We start from the raw sequence: 18,223 nt of genomic DNA, 5'->3' as shown, positions 1-18,223 counted from the left end.
GCGCGTAGGATCACGTGGGCAATGACCGGCCGTTTCCAGGGGCCACCTGGGGGCGGGCAGCGGCGTCAGACACGGCAGTGAACGGGAGTGGGCAGTGCGACCGAGGGTCGAGGAGGTCCGCATCCAGGGGCTCGGCGTCATCGACGAGGCCGTGCTCGAGCTTTCGCCTGGCTTCAACGTGGTCACCGGCGAGACGGGTGCGGGCAAGACGATGGTCGTGACGGGGCTCGGGCTGCTGTTCGGCGGCCGGGCCGACCCCTCGCGCGTGCGGCCGGGGGCCGATCGGGCGAGCGTGGAGGGCACGCTGGTCATCGAGCCGGGCGGGCGCGTCGCCCAGCAGGTGGAGGACATCGGCGGCGAGGCCGAGGACGGCGAGCTGATCATCTCGCGCACCGTCTCGGCCGAAGGCAGGTCCAGGGCGTGGCTCGGCGGGCGCACGGTGCCCGTGGGCACGCTGACCTACCTCGCCGACGACCTGGTGGCCGTCCACGGGCAGATGGACCAGCAGCGGCTGCTGCAGCCGGCCAGGCAGCGGGCCGCGCTCGACAGGTACGCCGGCAACGACCTGGTCAAGCCGCTGCGGGCCTACTCCCAGGCGTACAAGCGGCACAAGCAGGTGGCCGCGCAGCTCGAGGAGCTGACCACCAGGGCCAGGGAGCGGGCGCAGGAGGCCGACCTGCTGCGGTTCGGGCTGGAGGAGGTCGAGAAGGTCGACCCCAAGCCGGGCGAGGACGACGAGCTGCGCAGCGAGGAGGAGCGGCTCTCGCACGCCGACGCCCTGCGCAGCGCCGCGACGACCGCGCACACGGCGCTGCTCGGCGACCCCATGGAGGCCGCGGGCGGCCCGCACGACGTGATCTCGCTCCTGGGCGAGGCGCGGGCTGCCGTCGAGGCGGTGCGCGACTTCGACGCCCAGCTCGCCGGGGTGGCCGACCGGCTGGCCGAGGCCGGATACCTGATCTCCGACGTGGCCACCGACCTGGCGTCGTACGCGGAGTCGATCGAGGCGGACCCGGCGCGGCTGGCTGCCGTGCAGGAGCGCCGGTCGGTGCTGTCCAGCCTGATCAGGAAGTACGCCGAGGACAGCACGGGCGTGCTGGCCTGGGCGCAGCAGGCCGCCGCCCGCCTGGCCGAGCTGGAGGGCGACGACGAGCGCATCGACGAGCTGACCCGCGAGTACGACGAGCTGACCGCCCGCCTCACCGAGCTGGCCGACCAGCTCACCGGCGTGCGCCAGGCCGCCGCCGAGCGGTTCGGCCAGGCCGTGACCGAGGAGCTGACGGCGCTGGCCATGCCGCACGCCAGGGTGGTGGTCCAGCTCACCCAGGCCGCGGAGTTCGGCCCCGAGGGGCGCGACGAGGTGGAGCTGCGGATGGCCGCGCATCCCGCCGCGCCGCCGCTGCCGCTCAACAAGGGCGCCTCCGGCGGTGAGCTGAGCCGCGTGATGCTCGCGATCGAGGTCGTCTTCGCCGGCGCCGACCCCGTGCCGACGTTCGTGTTCGACGAGGTCGACGCGGGGGTCGGCGGGAAGGCGGCGGTCGAGATCGGGCGCAGGCTGGCCAGGCTGGCCCGCACCGCGCAGGTGATTGTCGTCACACATCTGCCGCAGGTGGCGGCGTTCGCCGACCAGCATCTCGTGGTCGAGAAGGCGAGCGACGGCAGCGTCGTGCGCAGTGGTGTCGTCACGCTCAACCACGAGGGCCGCGTGCGCGAACTCTCCCGCATGCTGGCCGGTATGGAGGACTCCGAGCTGGGCCGGGCCCACGCGGAGGAACTCCTGGGCCTGGCGGCAGCGGACAGGTGATCCTGGGTGACATAGCGGACACGCCGCGCCATGCGTGGCCCCCGCGCTGTTTCGCTCTGGCAGGATGGTCTTGATGAAGGTTCCGGGAAGCAGAATGCCGGGCCTCCGCGGTAGGAAGGTCGAGGGCCTTCCCGGTGTAACGGCAGTGGCGAGGATCGACCGGCGTACCAAGAGGCTCACCAAACGCCTCCAGCCCGGGGAAATCGCCATTATCGACCATGTCGACGTTGACCGGGTCAGCGCGGAGGCGCTCGTCGCGTGCGGCGCCGCGGCCGTGGTCAACGTCGCCAGCGGCATCAGCGGCCGTTACCCCAACCTGGGGCCGCAGATCTTGCTCGACAACGGCGTGCCGTTCATCGACAACGCCAACCAGGAGCTGTTCGAGCGGGTCAAGGACGGCGACGTCGTACGCGTCTGCGACGGGGTCGTCTACCTCGACGACGACGTGGTGGGCAAGGGCGAGCAGCAGAGCCTGGAGACCGTCGAGTCCGCGATGGCGGAGGCGCGCGCCGGCCTCGCCGTGCAGATCGAGGCTTTCGCCGTCAACACGATGGAGTACGTTCGTGGTGAGGGCAAGCTTCTCATCGACGGAGTCGGCGTGCCTGAGATCCGCACCCCCATGGAGGGCAGACATGTCCTCATCGTGGTGCGCGGGTATCACTACAAGGAAGACATCGCCACGCTGCGCCCGTACATCCGCGAGTACCGTCCCGTCCTCGTCGGCGTCGACGGCGGCGCCGACGCGCTGCTGGAGGCCGGCTACCTGCCCGACGTGATCGTCGGCGACTTCGACTCCGTCTCCACCAAGGCCCTGACCTGCGGCGCCGAGCTCGTCGTGCACGCCTACCGCGACGGCAGGGCCCCCGGCCTGGAGCGCGTGCACCAGCTCGGCCGGGAAGCGGTGATCTTCCCCGCCACCGGCACCAGCGAGGACATCGCGATGCTGCTGGCCGACGACAAGGGCGCCGAGCTCATCGTCGCGGTCGGCACGCACGGCACGCTGGAGGAGTTCCTCGACAAGGGCCGTTCCGGCATGGCCAGCACCTTCCTCACCCGGCTGATCATCGGCAGCAAGCTCATCGACGCCAAGGGCGTCAGCAGGCTCTACCGCAGCCGCATCACCACCTCCCAACTGCTCCTGCTCGTGATCACAGCGCTGATCACCATGGGGGTCGCGCTCGGCCTGTCGCCCCTCGGCCGCACCTGGCTGAACGGCCTGCAAGACCTCTGGAACGCATTCATCTTCTGGCTGGTCGGACTCTTCTCGTGATCGATTTTCGCTACCACCTCGTCTCCACCGTCGCGATCTTCCTGGCCCTCGCGGTGGGGATCGTGCTGGGCACCACCCTGCTGCAGGGGCCGGCGGTCAAGTCCATCGAGGAGGTGACCGCGGGGCTCACCGCGTCCAACGACGAGCTGCGCGCGCAGATCGACACCCTCCGCGGGCGCGAGGCCGGCAACGACCAGTTCATCATCTCGGCCACGGCCGACCTGGTGGCCGGCGACCTGGCCGGCCAGCGGGTGCTGCTGGTCGAGTCGCCGGGCTCCAGCAACGCCGTGCGCGAGGCCTCCGAGCAGGTGCTCGACCAGGCGGGCGCGGAGATCTCCGGCCGGGTCGCGCTGAGCGAGAAGTTCTTCGACCCCAAGACCAAGGGCGTGCTCGACGGACTGGTCAACCAGCTCAAGCCGGTCAACATGGTCTTCCCCGCCACCGCGACGAGCTGGGACAGGGCCGCCGCGCTGCTCGCCGCCACCCTGGTCACGACCGACCAGGCCCAGGGCGGCACGCCGAACCCCGCCACCGCCGACGTCCTGAGCACGTTCGAGGCGGGCGGGCTGCTCACCGCCGAGGGCGACCCGGTCAAGCGGGCCACGCTCGTGGTGATGTTCGCGCCGGAGCGGGCGTACGAGGGGGAGAACGCCGAGACGCAGGCGGGCGCGATCGTCTCCGTCGCCGACGGGCTCGACGTCGGCAGCCAGGGCGCGGTGCTGGCCGGGATGGCCGACCCCGCGGCCTCGCCCGGCGACGCGATCAGCGCCGTACGCGACGAGGGCGAGGTCTCCAAGCGCGTGTCCACGGTGGATACCGCCGACATGCCCGTGGGGCGCGTCGCGATCGTCTACTCTCTCCGGGAGCAGATGTCCGGGCGTGCCGGCCAGTACGGCGTGGGCAAGGGAGCCTCGGCCCCCGTCCCCGCGGTGACGTCCGCGACCCCGTCCCCCACCACCACGTCAGGGAGCTGACATGCCTGCCAGCCGGACCCGTGGCCTGCTGTACGCCATCGCCGGCGCCGCGATCGGCGCCGTGGCCGCCCGCGCCGCCTACACGGCGTTCACCCGCGGCCGGCCCGCCGATCTGAGCGGCCGCTGGACCAGGAAGAACCACCGCGGCGAGCCCATCACCCTGCTCGAAGGCCCCGCGTTCGCGGCCGGCGCCGGCGCCGCCGTCGCGCTCACGCCCGGCCTGACCCCCCGGGTGCGCGCCGCCGCGCTGCTCGCGGGCGTCGGCAGCGGCGCGGTGGGCGCCTACGACGACCTCTACGGCACCACCTCGTCCAAGGGCTTCAAGGGGCACCTCAGCGCGCTGGCCCGCGGCGAGGTCACCAGCGGCGCCGTCAAGATCCTCGGCATCGGCGCCGGTGGCCTGGCCGCCGCCGCGCTCGTCTCCGAGGGCCCCGTCGACACCCTGGCCAACGGCGCCACCATCGCCGCCACCGCGAACCTCGCCAACCTCTTCGACCTGCGCCCCGGCCGGGCCATCAAGGTCGGCCTGCTGACCGGCGGGCCGCTGCTGGCCGCCGCGCTCTTCCGCGGCTCGCCCGCCACGGCCGCGCTGGCCGCTGCCCCGCTCGGCGCCGCCGCCGCGCTGCTGCCCGAGGACCTGGGCGAGCGCGCGATGCTCGGCGACGCAGGCGCGAACGCCCTGGGCGCCCTGCTCGGCCTGGCCGCCGTCACCGAGCTGGGCAGGCCCGGCCGGTACGCGCTGCTGGGCACCGTCGTGGCGCTGACGGCGGCGGCGGAGAAGGTCAGCTTCACCAAGGTCATCGCCGGCAACCGGGTGCTCAACGGCATCGACATGTTCGGCCGCCGCCCGGTCGACCCCGTGTGATCCGCGTTCCCCGACTGTCGGCCCGGCCTGCCAGGATGTCTGCGTAGCGTGGATGGCTGAGGGAGGCCGGGTGGGTGTGGTGACGGCGCGGGGCGTCGCGGGTGGCGCGATGCTCATCGGGGCGATCACCGTGCTGGCGCGCGTCATCGGGTTCGCCAAGCAGTACGCGTTCGCCACCACCGTGGGCACCAACTGCCTGTCCACGGCCTACATGACGGCCAACCAGATCCCCAACATCATCTTCGAGGTCGTGGCCGGCGGCGCGCTGGCGGGCATGGTCGTGCCCATGCTGGCCGGCGCCGCCGATCGGGGCTCGCGGGAGCGGGCGGGGTGGATCGGCTCGGCGCTGCTCACCTGGGTGCTGGTCGTGCTCGTCCCGGTGGGCGTGCTGCTGGCGGTGTTCGCCGGGCCGATCGTCGGGCTGTTCTTCGGCGGCGCCATCGACCGGTGCGAGGTGGGCGAGGTGAGTGCGGTCGCCACGCGCATGCTGGTCGTGTTCGCTCCCCAGATCCCCCTGTACGGCGTCGCCGTGGTGCTCTACGGCGTGCTGCAGTCGCACAAGCGGTTCACCGGGCCGGCGGTCGCGCCCCTGGTGTCCAGCATCGTGGTCATCGTGGCGTACCTGCTGTTCGTGCCGCTCAGCGGCGGGGAGAGCGACCCGGGGGCGGTGCCGAGGCCCGCCGAGCTGGCGCTGTCGGTGGGCACGAGCCTGGGCGTGCTGTCGCTGGTGCTGGCCGTGATCGGGCCCGTGGCGCGGCTGGGGCTGAGGTGGCGGCCGACCTTACGGTTCCCCGACGGAGTGGCCGGGCAGGTGCGCAGGCTCGCGCTGGCGGGCATCGCGGCGCTCCTCGCCCAGCAGGCGGCCATGATCGTGGTGCTGGTCCTGTCGAACCACGCGATCGGCAACGGGGCCATCGCCGTCTACAACTACGCGTGGGCGATCTACCTGGTGCCGTACGCGGTGCTGGCCGTGCCCATCGCCACCAGCGCGTTCCCCCGGCTGTCGGCGCAGGCCGGCGAGCCCGAGGCGTTCGCGGCGCTGGCGGCGCGCACGACCCGGGCCGTGGTGCTGGTGTCGGGGCTGGCCGCCGGCGTGCTGGCCGCCGCGTCGGGGCCCGGCGCCGTGGTGTTCCTGGCGGACAAGAGCGAGGTGCCGCCGGAGCAGCTTGCGGCGGCGATCGCGCTGTTCACGCCGGGGCTGGTCGGATACGGGCTCATCGCGCATCTGAGCCGGGTGCTGTACGCGGCCGGCCGGGGGCGGGCGGTGGCCGTCGGGACCGTGGCCGGGTGGGGCGTCGTGATGGTGGCCCAGACCGTCTTCGTGGTGGTGCTGCCCGACGAGCGGGAGATCGGCGGGATGGCGCTCGGGATGAGCGTGGGCATGAGCGTGGGCGGCGGGATGCTGCTGTGGTCGGTGGTGCGGGCACGCGGGCGCGCGGCCGTGACAGGGCTCGTCAGGGCCGGGGCGGCGGCGGTCGCCGGAGGGGTGCTGGGGTACCTCGCGGGGGCCGGCGCGGTGGCGCTGCTCGGTGTGAGCGGCGTGTGGGCGAACGCGGGGGCGGCGGTGCTGGGCGCGGTCGTGGCGCTCGTCGTGGGCGGGGCCGTCGTGGCCCTGGTGGACCGGGCCGACGCGGAGGCGGTGACCCGGCTGCTGCGGCGGGGCGGGAACGACTGAGGTGCCCGGAGACGGCGGCGGGAACGACCGAGGTGCTCGGGGTGGCGGGGGGTAAACGACTGAGGTGCTCAGTGATGGGGCGGCGAGGCTTAGTGCTCGGTGTGGTGGGGCCGGGGACGGCTGAGTGCTCGGTGGCGGCAGGATCGTGGTGACGGGATGAGGAGGGAGCGGGGCGTGCGGGTGGCTTTCGTGCTGGGCACCACGTCGGGCGGCACCGGGCGGCATGTGCTGATGCTCGTGGAGGGGCTCGTGCGGCGCGGGCACCAGGTGCTCGTGATCGGGCCGGGAAGTGTCGAGGAGCAGTTCTCGTTCGGCGGCGCGGGGGCCAGGTTCGTCGAGGTGCCCGTCTCCGACCGGCCGCACCCCGTGAACGACCTGCGGGCGGTGCTGGCGGTCCGGCGGCTGACCCGGAGCGCCGACGTCGTGCACGCCCATGGGCTGCGGGCCGGGGCGCTGGCCGCGCTGGGGCGGCGGGGCCCGGTGGTGACCCTGCACAACGCGCTGACCGCGGGCGGGTTCGTGGGTCTCGTGTACGGGGTGCTGGAGCGGATCGTGGCACGGCGGGCCGGGCACGTGCTCACCGTCTCGCCGGACCTGGCCGAGCGGATGCGGCGACTCGGCGCTCGTGACGTCCGGGCGGCCATGGTGGCGGCGCCCGTGCCGCGGCCGGCGAAGCGGACGCCTCAGGAGGTCAGGGACGAACTGCAGGCGGGGGACCGGCCCATCCTGCTCACCGTCGCCAGGCTGGCCCAGCAGAAGGGGCTGGAGACGCTGCTCGACATCGCGGCCGGGCCGTGGCGCGCCGTCGGCGACGGGCCGGCGGGAGCGCCGGGTGAGGGTGCTGACGGGTCGGCCGGAGCGGCGGGTGGGGGTGCTGACGGGTCGGCCGGAGCGGCGGGTGGAGGTGTTCACGGGTCGCCGGGAGCGCCGGGCGGGGGAGACAGGGAGCCGCTGTTCGTCGTGGCCGGGGAAGGGCCGCTGCGGGGCGAGCTGCAGCGCAGGATCGACGCCGAGGGGCTGCCCGTCGTGCTGCTGGGCAACCGGGACGACGTGCCCGACCTGCTCGGCGCGGCCGTCGCGCTGCTGATGCCGAGCCGGTGGGAGGGGCAGCCGCTCACGCTCAGGGAGGCGCTCATGACCGGGACGCCGGCCATCGCCTCCGAGGTGGGCGGGATTCCTGAGATTCTCGGGGACGCCGGGATCCTCGTGCCCTACGGGGAGGCGGAGAAGTTCCGCCAAGCCGTACGGGAGCTGCTGGAGACGCCTGGAACTGCGCGGACGCTGGCAGCGGCGGCCGAGCGGCGGGGGCGGGAGATGCCCGGGAGCGACGAGGTCGTGGCGGACGTGCTCGGGGTGTACCGGGCATAACGCCCGGAGGATGATTACGCGTGGTCCATGCGTTCTCATATACTGCCTGGGTTAGGGAGGGGAGTATCCCTTCGCGACAGCCTCGTCATCACGGTGCAGCCCCGCTCCACGGGGCCCCCGGGGCTGCCGGTCCGCAGTTTTCCGCGGGCGGGAGAGACCTCCGGCGCTGAAGCATGCTTGCCGGAGGGTCTGAGTGACTGAACCTTTGTGGGCCTGGATCGCCGTGATCGGCGGTCTTCTTGTCGTCCTTGCCGTTGACTTGTGGATCGTCGACCGCGGAGAAGCACGTGAGTTCTCCATGCGGCAGGCCGGCTACTGGGTCACCTTCTACGTCGCTCTCGCCGTGGCGTTCGGAATTCTGCTGTGGTTCACCTCCGGAGGCGACAGAGCCGGAGAGTTCTTCGCGGGCTACATCACCGAATACAGCCTCAGCGTCGACAACCTGTTCGTCTTCTTCATCATCATGAGCCGGTTCGCCGTCCCCAAGGCGTACCAGCACAAGGTGCTGCTCGTCGGCATCCTGCTCGCGCTCGTGATGCGCGGCATCTTCATCGCGCTGGGCGCGGCGGCGCTCGAGCGGTTCGGCTGGCTGTTCTACGTCTTCGGCGCCTTCCTCGTCTACACGGCGATCAACATCGTCCGCCAGCATCTCAAGGGCGACGAAGAGGAGTTCAACGAGAACGTCGTGCTGCGGTGGGTGCGCCGGGCCTTCCCGACCACCGAGACCTACGTCGGCTCCAAGGTCACCGTCAAGATCGACGGCAAGCGCATGGTGACGCCGATGCTCATCGTGATGGTCGCCATCGGCAGCACCGACCTGCTGTTCGCGCTCGACTCGATTCCGGCGATCTTCGGGCTCACCAAGGACCCCTTCATCGTCTTCACGGCCAACGCGTTCGCCCTGATGGGGCTGCGTCAGCTCTACTTCCTGCTGGGCGGGCTGCTGCAGCGGCTCGTGTACATCAGCTACGGTTTGGCGTTCATCCTGGGGTTCATCGGGGTTAAGCTCGTATTGGAGGCGTTGCACTCCAGCCATGTCTCCTGGGCGCCCGAAATTCCCATCTGGGTGTCGCTCTCGGTCATCGGCGCCACCATGGTCATCACCACCGTGGCGAGCCTGGTCAAGGCCCGCATCGACGCGCGCAAGGGCGAGGAGCCGCATCCGGAGCAGGTCTAGCGAAATGGGCTTCGAGGCGCTTTGCTTGTGTAGTTCTGCCGTGTCATGGTTGCGGGTTCTGTAACATCACGGCAAAGCGCCTTGTCCAGTAACCACCAAAGGTTGTACGTGTCAGACGATTCTGCTAAGCCGAGCCGCATGAGGCTCGCGCGCGGGGTCTCCCCGTGGCTCCTCCCGACGGCGGCTGCGGCGGCCGCCTCCGCTCTGCTGACGCGCCGAGACCGGCGATGGGCACTCGCGGCGGTGCCGCTGAGCGCGCTCACCGGGGGCATGCTCTGGTTCTTCCGCGACCCCGACCGCACGCCGGGCGAGGGCCGCGTGCTGTCGCCCGCCGACGGCGTGGTGCAGAGCATCGACCCGTGGCCCGACGGCCGCACCCGGGTCGCGATCTTCATGAGCCCGCTGAACGTGCACGTCAACCGTGCCCCCCTTGCGGGAAATGTCACCTCCGTGCAGCATGTGGCAGGTGGGTTCCTGCCGGCGTTCAACAAGGACAGCGACCAGAACGAGCGCGTGGTGTGGCATTTCGAGACCACGCTGGGCGACATCGAGATGGTGCAGATCGCGGGCGCCGTGGCGCGCCGGATCGTGCCGTACCTGACCGCCGGGGCCAAGGTGGAGCAGGCCGAGCGGATCGGGCTCATCCGGTTCGGTTCGCGGGTCGACATCTACCTGCCCGAAGGGATCGCTCCCGCGGTGTCCGTGGGCCAGAAGACGGTGGCGGGGGTGACCAGAATTGACCGCGGCTGACGCCGGTAGCTGGCAGGCGGAAGAGGAAGAGCCTCGCGGCCCGGTCGGCAAGGCGTTCCGCCTGTCCGCCGCCGACTCGCTCTCGCTCGGCAACGCCGTCTGCGGGTTCCTCGCGGTGTGCGTGCTGGCCTACTCCGCCATCCAGCAGCTCCAGGTCGACGGCGGGCGGTTCACGCCCGCTCCCAGCTACTTCGCGACCGCCATCGTGCTGCTGCTCATCGGCGCGACCTGCGACCTGTTCGACGGGCTCGTGGCGCGCCGCTTCCGCGCCTCGGCGATGGGCGCCGAGCTCGACAACCTCGCCGACGTCATCAGCTTCGGGTTCGCGCCCGCGTTCATGGTCGTGATCTGGGGCGGGTTCACGCAGCAGGTGCCGTTCATGGCGGTGCTGGCCGCGGCGGCGGCCGTGCTCGTCGCCGGTGTTGTACGCCTGGCCAGGTTCGCCTGCGTCAAGACCAAGAGCGGCGATTTCATGGGGCTGCCCATCCCGATGGGCGCCATGACCGTGATCTCCATCGTGCTGCTGTTCCAGCCGAGCGTCTGGTCGCTGCTTGCCGTGCTCGGCGTGGCCTGGCTGATGGTCAGCCGCATCGAGTACCCCAAGCCGAAGGGACAGCTCGCGGCGGTCGTCCTCGGGTGGATCATGGTGAACGTGGCGTTCCTCACGTTCTGGGTGGCCTGGCCCTCGGGCGGTGACCTGCCCATCAAGATCGGCGCGACCATGCAGATCGCGCTCGTGGCGGCGATCCCGCTGCGGGTCCTGTTCTACAAGCGCGAGCAGCGCAAGGAAGCCCAGCGCGTCGGGCACTACAAGGGCTAACCGATCCGCAAGTGGCGGGATTTTTCGTCATACTTCGGCTTTGATGGAGCCATGTCGGCCACGCCGCGCGAGCACACGCGCACGTACCATCTCGGCAAGCTGGCCACGGAGCTGGAGCAACGCGGGCTGACCGCCCTGCTGCGGTCGTACCCGCCCGCGTTGCGCATCAGCCACCCCGACATGGTCATGCTGGCCGAGACCGTCGACTGCGTGCCCCTCTCCGAGGGGTGGTTCTACCGGTGGTCGTGGGGCGAGCTCGTCGGGCTGACCGACGATCCCGCCCTGGCGGCCGACCGGATCGTCCACGTGCTGGCCGCTCGCCAGTGAGCCGCCCGCGACCCGGCTACCAGCCCCTGGCCTTCCACTCCGGCAGCGCGGGACGCTCCACGCCGAGCGTGGTGTCCTTGCCGTGGCCCGGGTAGACCCAGGTCTCGTCGGGCAGGCGGTCGAAGATCCGCTCCACCACGTCGGCGTAGAGCTGGGTGAAACGCTCGGAGTCGTCCCACGTGTTGCCGACGCCGCCGGGGAACAGCGAGTCGCCGGTGAACAGGTGAGGCCCGGCCTCGTCGCCGCCGTCGTACAGCAGCGCGATCGAGCCCGGCGTGTGCCCCCGCAGATGGATGACCTCCAGGGTGACCGCGCCGACGGTGATCGTGTCGCCGTGCTCGACCGTGCGGTCCACGGGTACGGGCAGGGCGGGCGCGTCGAGCGGGTGGGCGATGACCTGCGCGCCGGTCACCTTCGTCACCTGCTCCAGCGCCTGCCAGTGGTCGCCGTGCTGGTGGGTGGTGACGATCGTGCCGACCGGCTGGTCGGCCATGAGGGCGAGCAGCCGGTCGGAGTCGGCCGCCGCGTCGATGAGCAGGCCCTCACCGGTCTCGGTGCAGCGCAGCAGATAGGCGTTGTTGTCGTACGGGCCGACGGCGAGCTTGCAGATCGTCAGCGCGGGCAGCTCGCGCACGTCGGCGGGGCCGCCGACCTGGACGTCACCTGTATAGGTCATGGGTAGTCCTTCGGGGGCGTCGCGGGTAGATCAGCGGGGGCCGGCATCGACAGCCACGGTGGCGGCTCTGGAAGATCGGCGCCCCCGGGACCTGGCAGATGCGACTGCCCCGCGGGCAACAGACTAACGCCCTGCCCCCCGGACCTGCCGGTGAGCCAGGCAAGCATGTCGCGTGGCGTGCCCGTGACGGCCGGGCCCTGACCGAGCCCCGGCCAGATCACCGCCGCCTCGCCGCCGTCCGGGGCGCGCTCCGTGAGCACGATCTCGCTGACCGTGCTGTGCTCGCGTGACCAGGTGCGGCGGATGTCGTGCAGCTCGCGGCGGACGAACGGCTCCGGCCAGTCCGGCGGGCCGTATCCGGCTGCCAGGTCCACGTGGTGGATGCCGACCTCGCGCAGGCGGCGTACGAGCACGTACCAGGCGGGGTGGGGCGGCGGGCGCATCCCCTCCACCGGCGCCGACCAGGCGTGCGCGGGGACGTCGCGGACTGCGGCGGCGAAACGGGCCGCCCCGTCCTCGACGTCGGCCAGGAGGCGGGCCGCCGGGCGGGCGGCGGTGGCCTCGATCCCGGCCGACCTGGCCTCGTGGGAGGTGTACTGAGGGGTGCGGACGCCGGTCTTCGCCCAGGTCAGCAGGTTGATGTAGGAGTCGGCGTTCCTGGCGAGGTGGGCGAGGACGTGTCCTCTGGTCCAGCCGGGTAGGAGAGAGGGTGCGGCGACGTCGGCGTCGGAGAGGGTCGCGGCCGTGGCCAGCAGCTGGTTCGTCGCCGAGGCGAGCTCGGCCTGCAGCGCAGGTAGGACGGTCATGTCCAGGGATTTTGTCATCTAGGGTGGCGTGGCAGGGCGGGCATAAAGCCGCAGGTCAGGAGGTTGAATGTTGAAGGGCTCCTTCCTGCGGGGGAGTTGCCCGTAACCTGTGAGGGACGGATTTTCGGGGGCCGCGAAGCGGGCCGCCGAAATTGTCGGAGCCGCCGTCTACCATCCCCCGTGGACCTATCCGCCTTTCGACTTCCGGGATCGCCGTGGCAGACCGCCTCATCGTGCGTGGTGCACGAGAACACAACCTCAAGGACGTCTCGCTCGACCTGCCGCGAGACTCGCTGATCGTCTTCACCGGCCTGTCCGGCTCGGGCAAGTCGAGCCTGGCCTTCGACACGATCTTCGCTGAGGGCCAGCGGCGCTACGTCGAGTCCCTGTCGGCGTACGCCCGCCAATTCCTCGGCCAGATGGACAAGCCCGACGTCGACTTCATCGAGGGCCTGTCGCCCGCGGTCTCCATCGACCAGAAGGCCACCAGCAAGAACCCCCGCTCGACCGTCGGCACCATCACCGAGGTCTACGACTACCTGCGGCTGCTGTGGGCGCGCATCGGAAAGCCGCACTGCCCGGTGTGCGCGCGGCCGATCGCCCGCCAGTCGCCGCAGCAGATCGTCGACAGGGTGATGGAGCTGGAGGAGGGCACCCGCTTCCAGGTGCTCGCGCCGGTCATCAGGCAGCGCAAGGGCGAGTACGCCGAGCTGTTCCGCGAGCTGCAGACCAAGGGCTTCGCCCGGGCCAGGGTCGACGGCACCGTGGTCCGGCTGGAGGAGCCGCCGACGCTGAAGAAGTACGAGAAGCACGACATCGAGGTCATCGTCGACCGCCTGTCGGTCAAGGAGTCGGCACGGCGCCGGCTCACCGACTCGGTCGAGACCGCGTTGCAGCTCTCCGGCGGCACGATCACGCTCGAGTTCGTCGACCTGCCGGAAGGCGACCCGGGCCGCGAGCGCTTCTACTCCGAGCACCTCTACTGCCCCTACGACGACCTGTCGTTCGAGGAGATGGAGCCGCGCTCGTTCTCCTTCAACTCCCCCTTCGGCGCCTGCCCCGAGTGCACGGGCCTGGGCACCAAGATGGAGGTGGACCCCGACCTGGTGGTGCCCGACCCCGAGCGCACGCTCGGCGACGGCGCCCTGCACCCGTGGTCCGGCGGTCACACCAGCGAGTACTTCTCCAGGCTGATCGAGGCGCTCGGCCACGCGGTCGGGTTCACGCTCGACACGCCGTGGGACCGGCTGCCGAAGAAGGCGCAGAAGTCGCTGCTGTACGGCCACGACGAGCAGGTGCACGTCCGCTACAGCAACCGTTACGGCCGCCAGCGCTCCTACTACACGACCTACGACGGCGTCATCCCGTGGGTGCAGCGCCGGCACGCCGAGGCCGAGAGCGACGCCGCGCGCGAGCGCTTCGAAGGCTACATGCGCGAAATCCCGTGCCCCGCCTGCAAGGGGGCCAGGCTCAAGCCGGTCAGCCTCGCGGTCACCGTCTCAGGCAAGTCGATCGCCGAGGTCTCGGGCATGTCGATCGGCGAATGCGCCAAGTTCCTGGCCGCGCTCAAGCTGTCCGACCGCGACATGCAGATCGCCGAGCGGGTGGTCAAGGAGATCAACGCCCGCATGGGCTTCCTGCTCGACGTCGGCCTCGACTACCTGACCATGGACCGCGCCGCCGCCACCCTGGCGGGCGGCGAGGCGCAGCGCATCAGGCTGGCCACGCAGATCGGCTCGGGCCTGGTCGGCGTCCTGTACGTGCTGGACGAGCCGTCCATCGGCCTGCACCAGCGCGACAACATGCGCCTGCTCGACACGCTGATCAGGCTGCGCGACATGGGCAACACGCTGATCGTCGTGGAGCACGACGAGGACACGATCGCGGCGGCCGACTGGGTCGTCGACATCGGCCCCGGCGCGGGCGAGCACGGCGGCCAGGTCGTGGTCTCCGGCACCGTCCAGGACCTTCTCGCCAGCGAGGAGTCGTTGACGGGGGCGTACCTGTCGGGGCGCAGGAGCATCCCGATCCCCGCCAAGCGCCGCAAGCGCGACAAGAAGCGGCAGATCACGGTGAAGGGCGCGCGCGAGCACAACCTCAAGGGCGTGGACATCGAGTTCCCGCTGGGCGTGTTCACGGCCGTCACGGGCGTGTCGGGGTCAGGGAAGTCGACGCTGGTCAACGACATCCTGTACAACGCGCTGGCCAAGGAGCTCAACGGCGCGCGCACGGTGCCGGGGCGGCACTCCCGGATCAACGGCATGGACCAGGTCGACAAGGTGGTCCACGTGGACCAGTCCCCGATCGGGCGCACGCCGCGCTCCAACCCGGCCACCTACACCGGGGTCTTCGACCACGTGCGCAAGCTGTTCGCGGCCACGGCCGAGGCGAAGGTGCGCGGCTACCAGCCGGGGCGCTTCAGCTTCAACGTCAAGGGCGGGCGCTGCGAGGCGTGCGCGGGCGACGGCACCATCAAGATCGAGATGAACTTCCTGCCCGACGTCTACGTCCCCTGCGAGGTCTGCCACGGCGCCCGCTACAACCGGGAGACGCTGGAGGTCCACTACAAGGGCAAGACGATCGCCGAGGTGCTCGACATGCCGATCGAGGAGGCCCTGGGCTTCTTCGAGGCGATCCCCGCGATCAAGCGGCACCTGCAGACGCTCAACGACGTCGGCCTGGGGTACGTGCGGCTGGGGCAGCCGGCGACCACGCTGTCCGGTGGTGAGGCGCAGCGCGTCAAGCTCGCCTCCGAGCTGCAGCGGCGGCAGACCGGGCGGACCATCTACGTCCTCGACGAGCCGACCACCGGTCTGCACTTCGAGGACATCCGGCGGCTGCTCGGGGTGCTCGGGCGGCTGGTGGACGGCGGGAACACGGTGATCGTCATCGAGCACAACCTCGATGTGATCAAGACCGCCGACTGGATCATCGACATGGGGCCCGAGGGCGGGTCCCGTGGCGGCACGCTCGTGGCCAGCGGCACGCCGGAGGAGGTCGCGCTGGTGGACGAGAGTCACACGGGGCGCTTCCTGCGCAAGATCCTCGCCCACTGAGGCGCCGCACGGACGCCGCTGACACGCGCCGCTGAGACGTCGTACGCCGCCCGTCCGTGGAGGGACGGGCGGGCGTACCTCGGTGATGCTCGCCGGCCGGTCACCGGCGAGGTGTGGCGGGTGCGGCCGGTCAGGTCAGGTCGGCGGCGGGTGCGGTGGTGCTGCCGGTCAGGTCCGGCGAGGTGCGGCGGGTGCTGCCTGCCGGGTCGCCGGCGGTGGCGCGGTGGCGGCGCCTGGCGGCGGAGGTGCGTTCGAGCCACCACTCGGCGGCCAGGAGCGGCAGTGTCCAGCCGAGCCAGGCGGCCAGGGCGGCGACGGTGCTCGTGAACAGCGCCACGTCGCCGTGGAAGGTGGTCTGGAGCTGCGGCTCCAGCAGGATCGCGAACAGCACGCTGTAGAGCCGGTTGGTGATGATGGACATGGTCAGCGCGAAGCTGCGGACCATCCACCGGCGGTGGTCGACGAACCGGCGCCGCCTGGCCATCCGCCACCCGGCCAGCGTGCAGCCCAGCCAGAGCAGTGCCAGCATGACATCGCTGGCCATCGTGACCGGCCCGAACGGGGTCGCCAGCCCCACCACCAGGCCCAGCAGCCCGCTCGGCAGGCACCCGCCGAACACGTACACGCGGCCGATCAGCCGGTGCGCGCGCGGGTGACGCGCGCGGAACCACGGTCAGATCTGCAGGCAGCACGTGACCATCGCGATCGAGCCGAACACCACGTGCATCGAGAGCAGCACGAAGTGCGGCGGGAAGAAGCCCGGAGCGGGCACGCGCGACCGGCCGGGGTCCAGCGACAGGTACGGCGGCAGCGAGAACGCCAGGAACGCGGCCGCCACCACCATCAGCGGCGCCACCCACGGCCGTCGCCACCAGCGGGGACGGCCGGGCGGGGAGACGGGAGAGGCAGGCGGGCGTCCGGCTGAGAGAGTCATGACCGCAGGCTGCGGCCCGCCGCTGACCGTCGGCCTACCACCCGCTGACCGGACCAAAGGGTCGCGTCAATACCCTGGTAACGGCCGCACCTACGGGGGGCAAAAGGCGACACGAGGTGCGAGCACGAACGAATCACACGATCGGGGGCGGAGCCATGCCGGAGACCGGGCTGGGACGTCGGGACATGCTGGGCGCGACCGGCGTCGCCGCATGCGGGCTGGCGCTGACGGCGTGCGGTGCCGGGGGCGCGCAGGCCAAGCCGAACCTCAAGGGCAAGGTCCTGGCGAAGACGGCCGAGGTGCCCGTGGGCGGCGGCAAGCTGATCGACGACCTGAAGGTCGTGGTGACGCAGCCCACGCAGGGCGTCTTCAAGGCGTTCAGCTCGTCGTGCACGCACAAGGGCTGCAAGGTCTCCACCCCCAAGGACAACGTGATCAGATGCGCCTGCCACGGCAGCGAGTTCGCCGCCGACACCGGGCAGGCCACCAAGGGCCCCGCGACCGCGCCGCTCGCGTCGTTCCAGGTGAAGGTCGAAGGCGACGGGATCGTGGTGGCCTGAACAGGTAAATGTGCGTAGTCCAACCGGATTGGCGTCGGGCACGCTGAACCGGCGCCAGGGCGCTGGCCGTACCTGGAAGTGAGAGCCAATCTGGGAGGACGCACCATGACGGAAACGACGCGCCGGACGGTGATGCTCGGTGCCGGGAGCGCTGGGCTCGCGGCCGTTCTGACGGCCTGCGCGAGCTACGGCTCGCCGACCACGGAAGCGGAGGTCGAGCCGCCTGCGGAGGAGCCGTCGTCCGAGGCGCCCAAGAAGAAGAGCGAGGCCAAGCCCAAGGCGCTGGCGAACACCGGTGACATCCCCGAGGGCGGCGGGAAGGTCTTCAAGAACCAGAAGATCGTGGTGACGCAGCCCACGGCGGGGGAGTTCAAGGCGTTCAGCGCGGTCTGCACCCATCAGGGCTGCACGGTCGACGAAGTCGCCGACACCATCAACTGCCCCTGCCACGGCAGCGCGTTCAGCATCACGGACGGCTCCGTGGCGAACGGTCCCGCGACCGAGCCGCTTGAGGAGAAGCAGATCGAGGTGGACGGCGAGAAGATCAGACTCGCCTGAGAAAGGTCTCATGAATTTCTCACCTTGGTTCGCTTGGGTGAGCTGCATGGCAGATGACCTTCAGAGCCGCAGGGCGGTGTTCGCAAGCGTCGGCGCGGGTGGCCTGGCGCTTGCGATCACCGCGTGCAGCGGCGGCACCGACAGCGCCACGACGGCGGGAACCGCCGCGGAATCGAGCGCGCCACAGGCCGGCGCGAGCACCTCAGCGTCCAGCGCACCGCAGGCAGGCGGCGCGCTGGCCAAGACCGCCGACATCCCGGTGGGCGGAGGCACGATCTTCAAGGAGCAGAAGGTCGTGGTGACCCAGCCGACGGCCGGTGAGTTCAAGGCGTTCAGCGCGCTCTGCACGCACAAGGGCTGCCCGGTCGGCAGCGTCGAGGGCGACGCGATCGTGTGCCCGTGCCACAACAGCAAGTTCGCCATCACCGACGGCTCCGTCACGGCCGGACCGGCCGAGCAGCCGCTGGCCGCCCAGCAGATCAAGGTGGAGAACGACCAGATCATGCTGGCCTAGCCGGGGTGCGCCCGCCGTACGTGCGCCGTACGTGCGCGATGAGTACGGCGGGCAACCTTGTCGGTGCGGGCTACTAGGCTGAATGCGTG

17 protein-coding genes and 1 pseudogene are annotated in these 18,223 nt (G+C 71.1%); 14 read left to right on the top strand and 4 right to left on the bottom strand.

Features of this window, described 5'->3' with window-relative positions; genetic code table 11:
* Positions 1–94 precede the first annotated feature (94 nt).
* The 10 genes from recN to ACBJ32_RS51130 all read left to right on the top strand — a co-directional run bounded on the left by recN (position 95) and on the right by ACBJ32_RS51130 (position 11,030).
* Positions 95–1,804 carry a DNA repair protein RecN gene (recN, locus tag ACBJ32_RS51175; protein ID WP_375133100.1) on the top strand — a complete coding sequence of 570 codons (1,710 nt, stop codon included), beginning with the start codon at positions 95–97 and terminating at the stop codon, positions 1,802–1,804.
* A 73-nt stretch (positions 1,805–1,877) separates the two neighbouring features.
* Positions 1,878–3,074 carry a putative cytokinetic ring protein SteA gene (steA, locus tag ACBJ32_RS51170; RefSeq protein WP_357879707.1) on the top strand — a complete coding sequence of 399 codons (1,197 nt, stop codon included), beginning with the start codon at positions 1,878–1,880 and terminating at the stop codon, positions 3,072–3,074.
* Positions 3,071–4,048, top strand: coding sequence for a copper transporter (locus tag ACBJ32_RS51165; protein WP_375133099.1), 978 nt, complete (start codon positions 3,071–3,073; stop codon positions 4,046–4,048). The genes steA and ACBJ32_RS51165 overlap by 4 nt, the downstream gene beginning before the upstream one ends.
* A 1-nt stretch (position 4,049) precedes the next feature.
* Positions 4,050–4,913: a hypothetical protein gene (locus tag ACBJ32_RS51160; protein ID WP_375133098.1), complete on the top strand. Its 864-nt coding sequence runs from the start codon at positions 4,050–4,052 to the stop codon at positions 4,911–4,913.
* Positions 4,914–4,983: 70 nt separating this feature from the next.
* The gene (gene murJ / locus ACBJ32_RS51155; RefSeq protein WP_375133097.1) at positions 4,984–6,588 is read left to right on the top strand and encodes a murein biosynthesis integral membrane protein MurJ; all 1,605 of its coding nucleotides are present in this window, start codon (positions 4,984–4,986) and stop codon (positions 6,586–6,588) included.
* A 174-nt stretch (positions 6,589–6,762) separates the two neighbouring features.
* On the top strand, positions 6,763–7,956 hold the full coding sequence (locus tag ACBJ32_RS51150) for a glycosyltransferase family 4 protein (RefSeq protein WP_375133096.1): 1,194 nt from the start codon (positions 6,763–6,765) through the stop codon (positions 7,954–7,956).
* A gap of 193 nt (positions 7,957–8,149) precedes the next feature.
* The gene (locus ACBJ32_RS51145) at positions 8,150–9,133 is read left to right on the top strand and encodes a TerC family protein (protein ID WP_375133095.1); all 984 of its coding nucleotides are present in this window, start codon (positions 8,150–8,152) and stop codon (positions 9,131–9,133) included.
* A gap of 138 nt (positions 9,134–9,271) precedes the next feature.
* Positions 9,272–9,883: a phosphatidylserine decarboxylase gene (locus ACBJ32_RS51140; RefSeq protein ID WP_357879690.1), complete on the top strand. Its 612-nt coding sequence runs from the start codon at positions 9,272–9,274 to the stop codon at positions 9,881–9,883.
* Entirely contained in the window at positions 9,870–10,703 is an 834-nt protein-coding gene (gene pssA / locus ACBJ32_RS51135; protein WP_357879688.1) for a CDP-diacylglycerol--serine O-phosphatidyltransferase, read from the top strand. The genes ACBJ32_RS51140 and pssA overlap by 14 nt, the downstream gene beginning before the upstream one ends.
* Positions 10,704–10,754: 51 nt before the next feature.
* Positions 10,755–11,030: a hypothetical protein gene (locus tag ACBJ32_RS51130; RefSeq protein WP_375133094.1), complete on the top strand. Its 276-nt coding sequence runs from the start codon at positions 10,755–10,757 to the stop codon at positions 11,028–11,030.
* 16 nt (positions 11,031–11,046) lie between these two features.
* Here ACBJ32_RS51130 and ACBJ32_RS51125 read toward each other — a convergent pair whose 3' ends face one another.
* Together ACBJ32_RS51125 and ACBJ32_RS51120 are read right to left on the bottom strand one after the other, a co-directional pair.
* Entirely contained in the window at positions 11,047–11,706 is a 660-nt protein-coding gene (locus ACBJ32_RS51125) for an MBL fold metallo-hydrolase (protein WP_357879682.1), read from the bottom strand.
* A complete protein-coding gene (locus ACBJ32_RS51120; RefSeq protein WP_375133093.1) occupies positions 11,703–12,512 on the bottom strand; it encodes a maleylpyruvate isomerase family mycothiol-dependent enzyme in 810 nt (269 codons plus the stop codon). Before ACBJ32_RS51120 ends, ACBJ32_RS51125 begins: the two co-directional genes overlap by 4 nt.
* 215 nt (positions 12,513–12,727) lie before the next feature.
* On the opposite strand from ACBJ32_RS51120, the gene uvrA reads away from it, so the two are divergent.
* Positions 12,728–15,568, top strand: a complete 2,841-nt coding sequence (gene uvrA, locus ACBJ32_RS51115) for an excinuclease ABC subunit UvrA (protein WP_357879676.1) — start codon at positions 12,728–12,730, stop codon at positions 15,566–15,568.
* A gap of 130 nt (positions 15,569–15,698) precedes the next feature.
* Here the strand turns inward: uvrA and ACBJ32_RS51110 are convergent.
* Positions 15,699–16,223, bottom strand: a pseudogene (locus ACBJ32_RS51110) (DUF2306 domain-containing protein); the annotation flags it as partial.
* Positions 16,224–16,241: 18 nt separating this feature from the next.
* Positions 16,242–16,502 carry a hypothetical protein gene (locus tag ACBJ32_RS51105; protein ID WP_375133092.1) on the bottom strand — a complete coding sequence of 87 codons (261 nt, stop codon included), beginning with the start codon at positions 16,500–16,502 and terminating at the stop codon, positions 16,242–16,244.
* A gap of 155 nt (positions 16,503–16,657) precedes the next feature.
* Between ACBJ32_RS51105 and ACBJ32_RS51100 the strand changes: the two genes are divergently transcribed.
* The 3 genes from ACBJ32_RS51100 (at position 16,658) to ACBJ32_RS51090 (ending at position 18,134) form a co-directional block, all read left to right on the top strand.
* Positions 16,658–17,062 carry a Rieske 2Fe-2S domain-containing protein gene (locus tag ACBJ32_RS51100; RefSeq protein WP_375133091.1) on the top strand — a complete coding sequence of 135 codons (405 nt, stop codon included), beginning with the start codon at positions 16,658–16,660 and terminating at the stop codon, positions 17,060–17,062.
* 105 nt (positions 17,063–17,167) lie between these two features.
* Positions 17,168–17,620 (top strand): Rieske (2Fe-2S) protein, encoded by a 453-nt coding sequence (locus ACBJ32_RS51095; RefSeq protein ID WP_357879667.1) that lies wholly within the window; start codon positions 17,168–17,170, stop codon positions 17,618–17,620.
* 46 nt (positions 17,621–17,666) lie between these two features.
* A complete protein-coding gene (locus tag ACBJ32_RS51090; protein ID WP_357879664.1) occupies positions 17,667–18,134 on the top strand; it encodes a Rieske (2Fe-2S) protein in 468 nt (155 codons plus the stop codon).
* The last annotated feature ends 89 nt before the right edge of the window (positions 18,135–18,223 follow it).

The sequence above is a fragment of the Nonomuraea sp. GTA35 genome, from assembly GCF_041950525.1.
Taxonomy (GTDB): Bacteria; Actinomycetota; Actinomycetes; order Streptosporangiales; family Streptosporangiaceae; genus Nonomuraea.
Note: the sequence above shows the minus strand (reverse complement) of the source record. Positions and strands in the feature narration are given on the sequence as shown.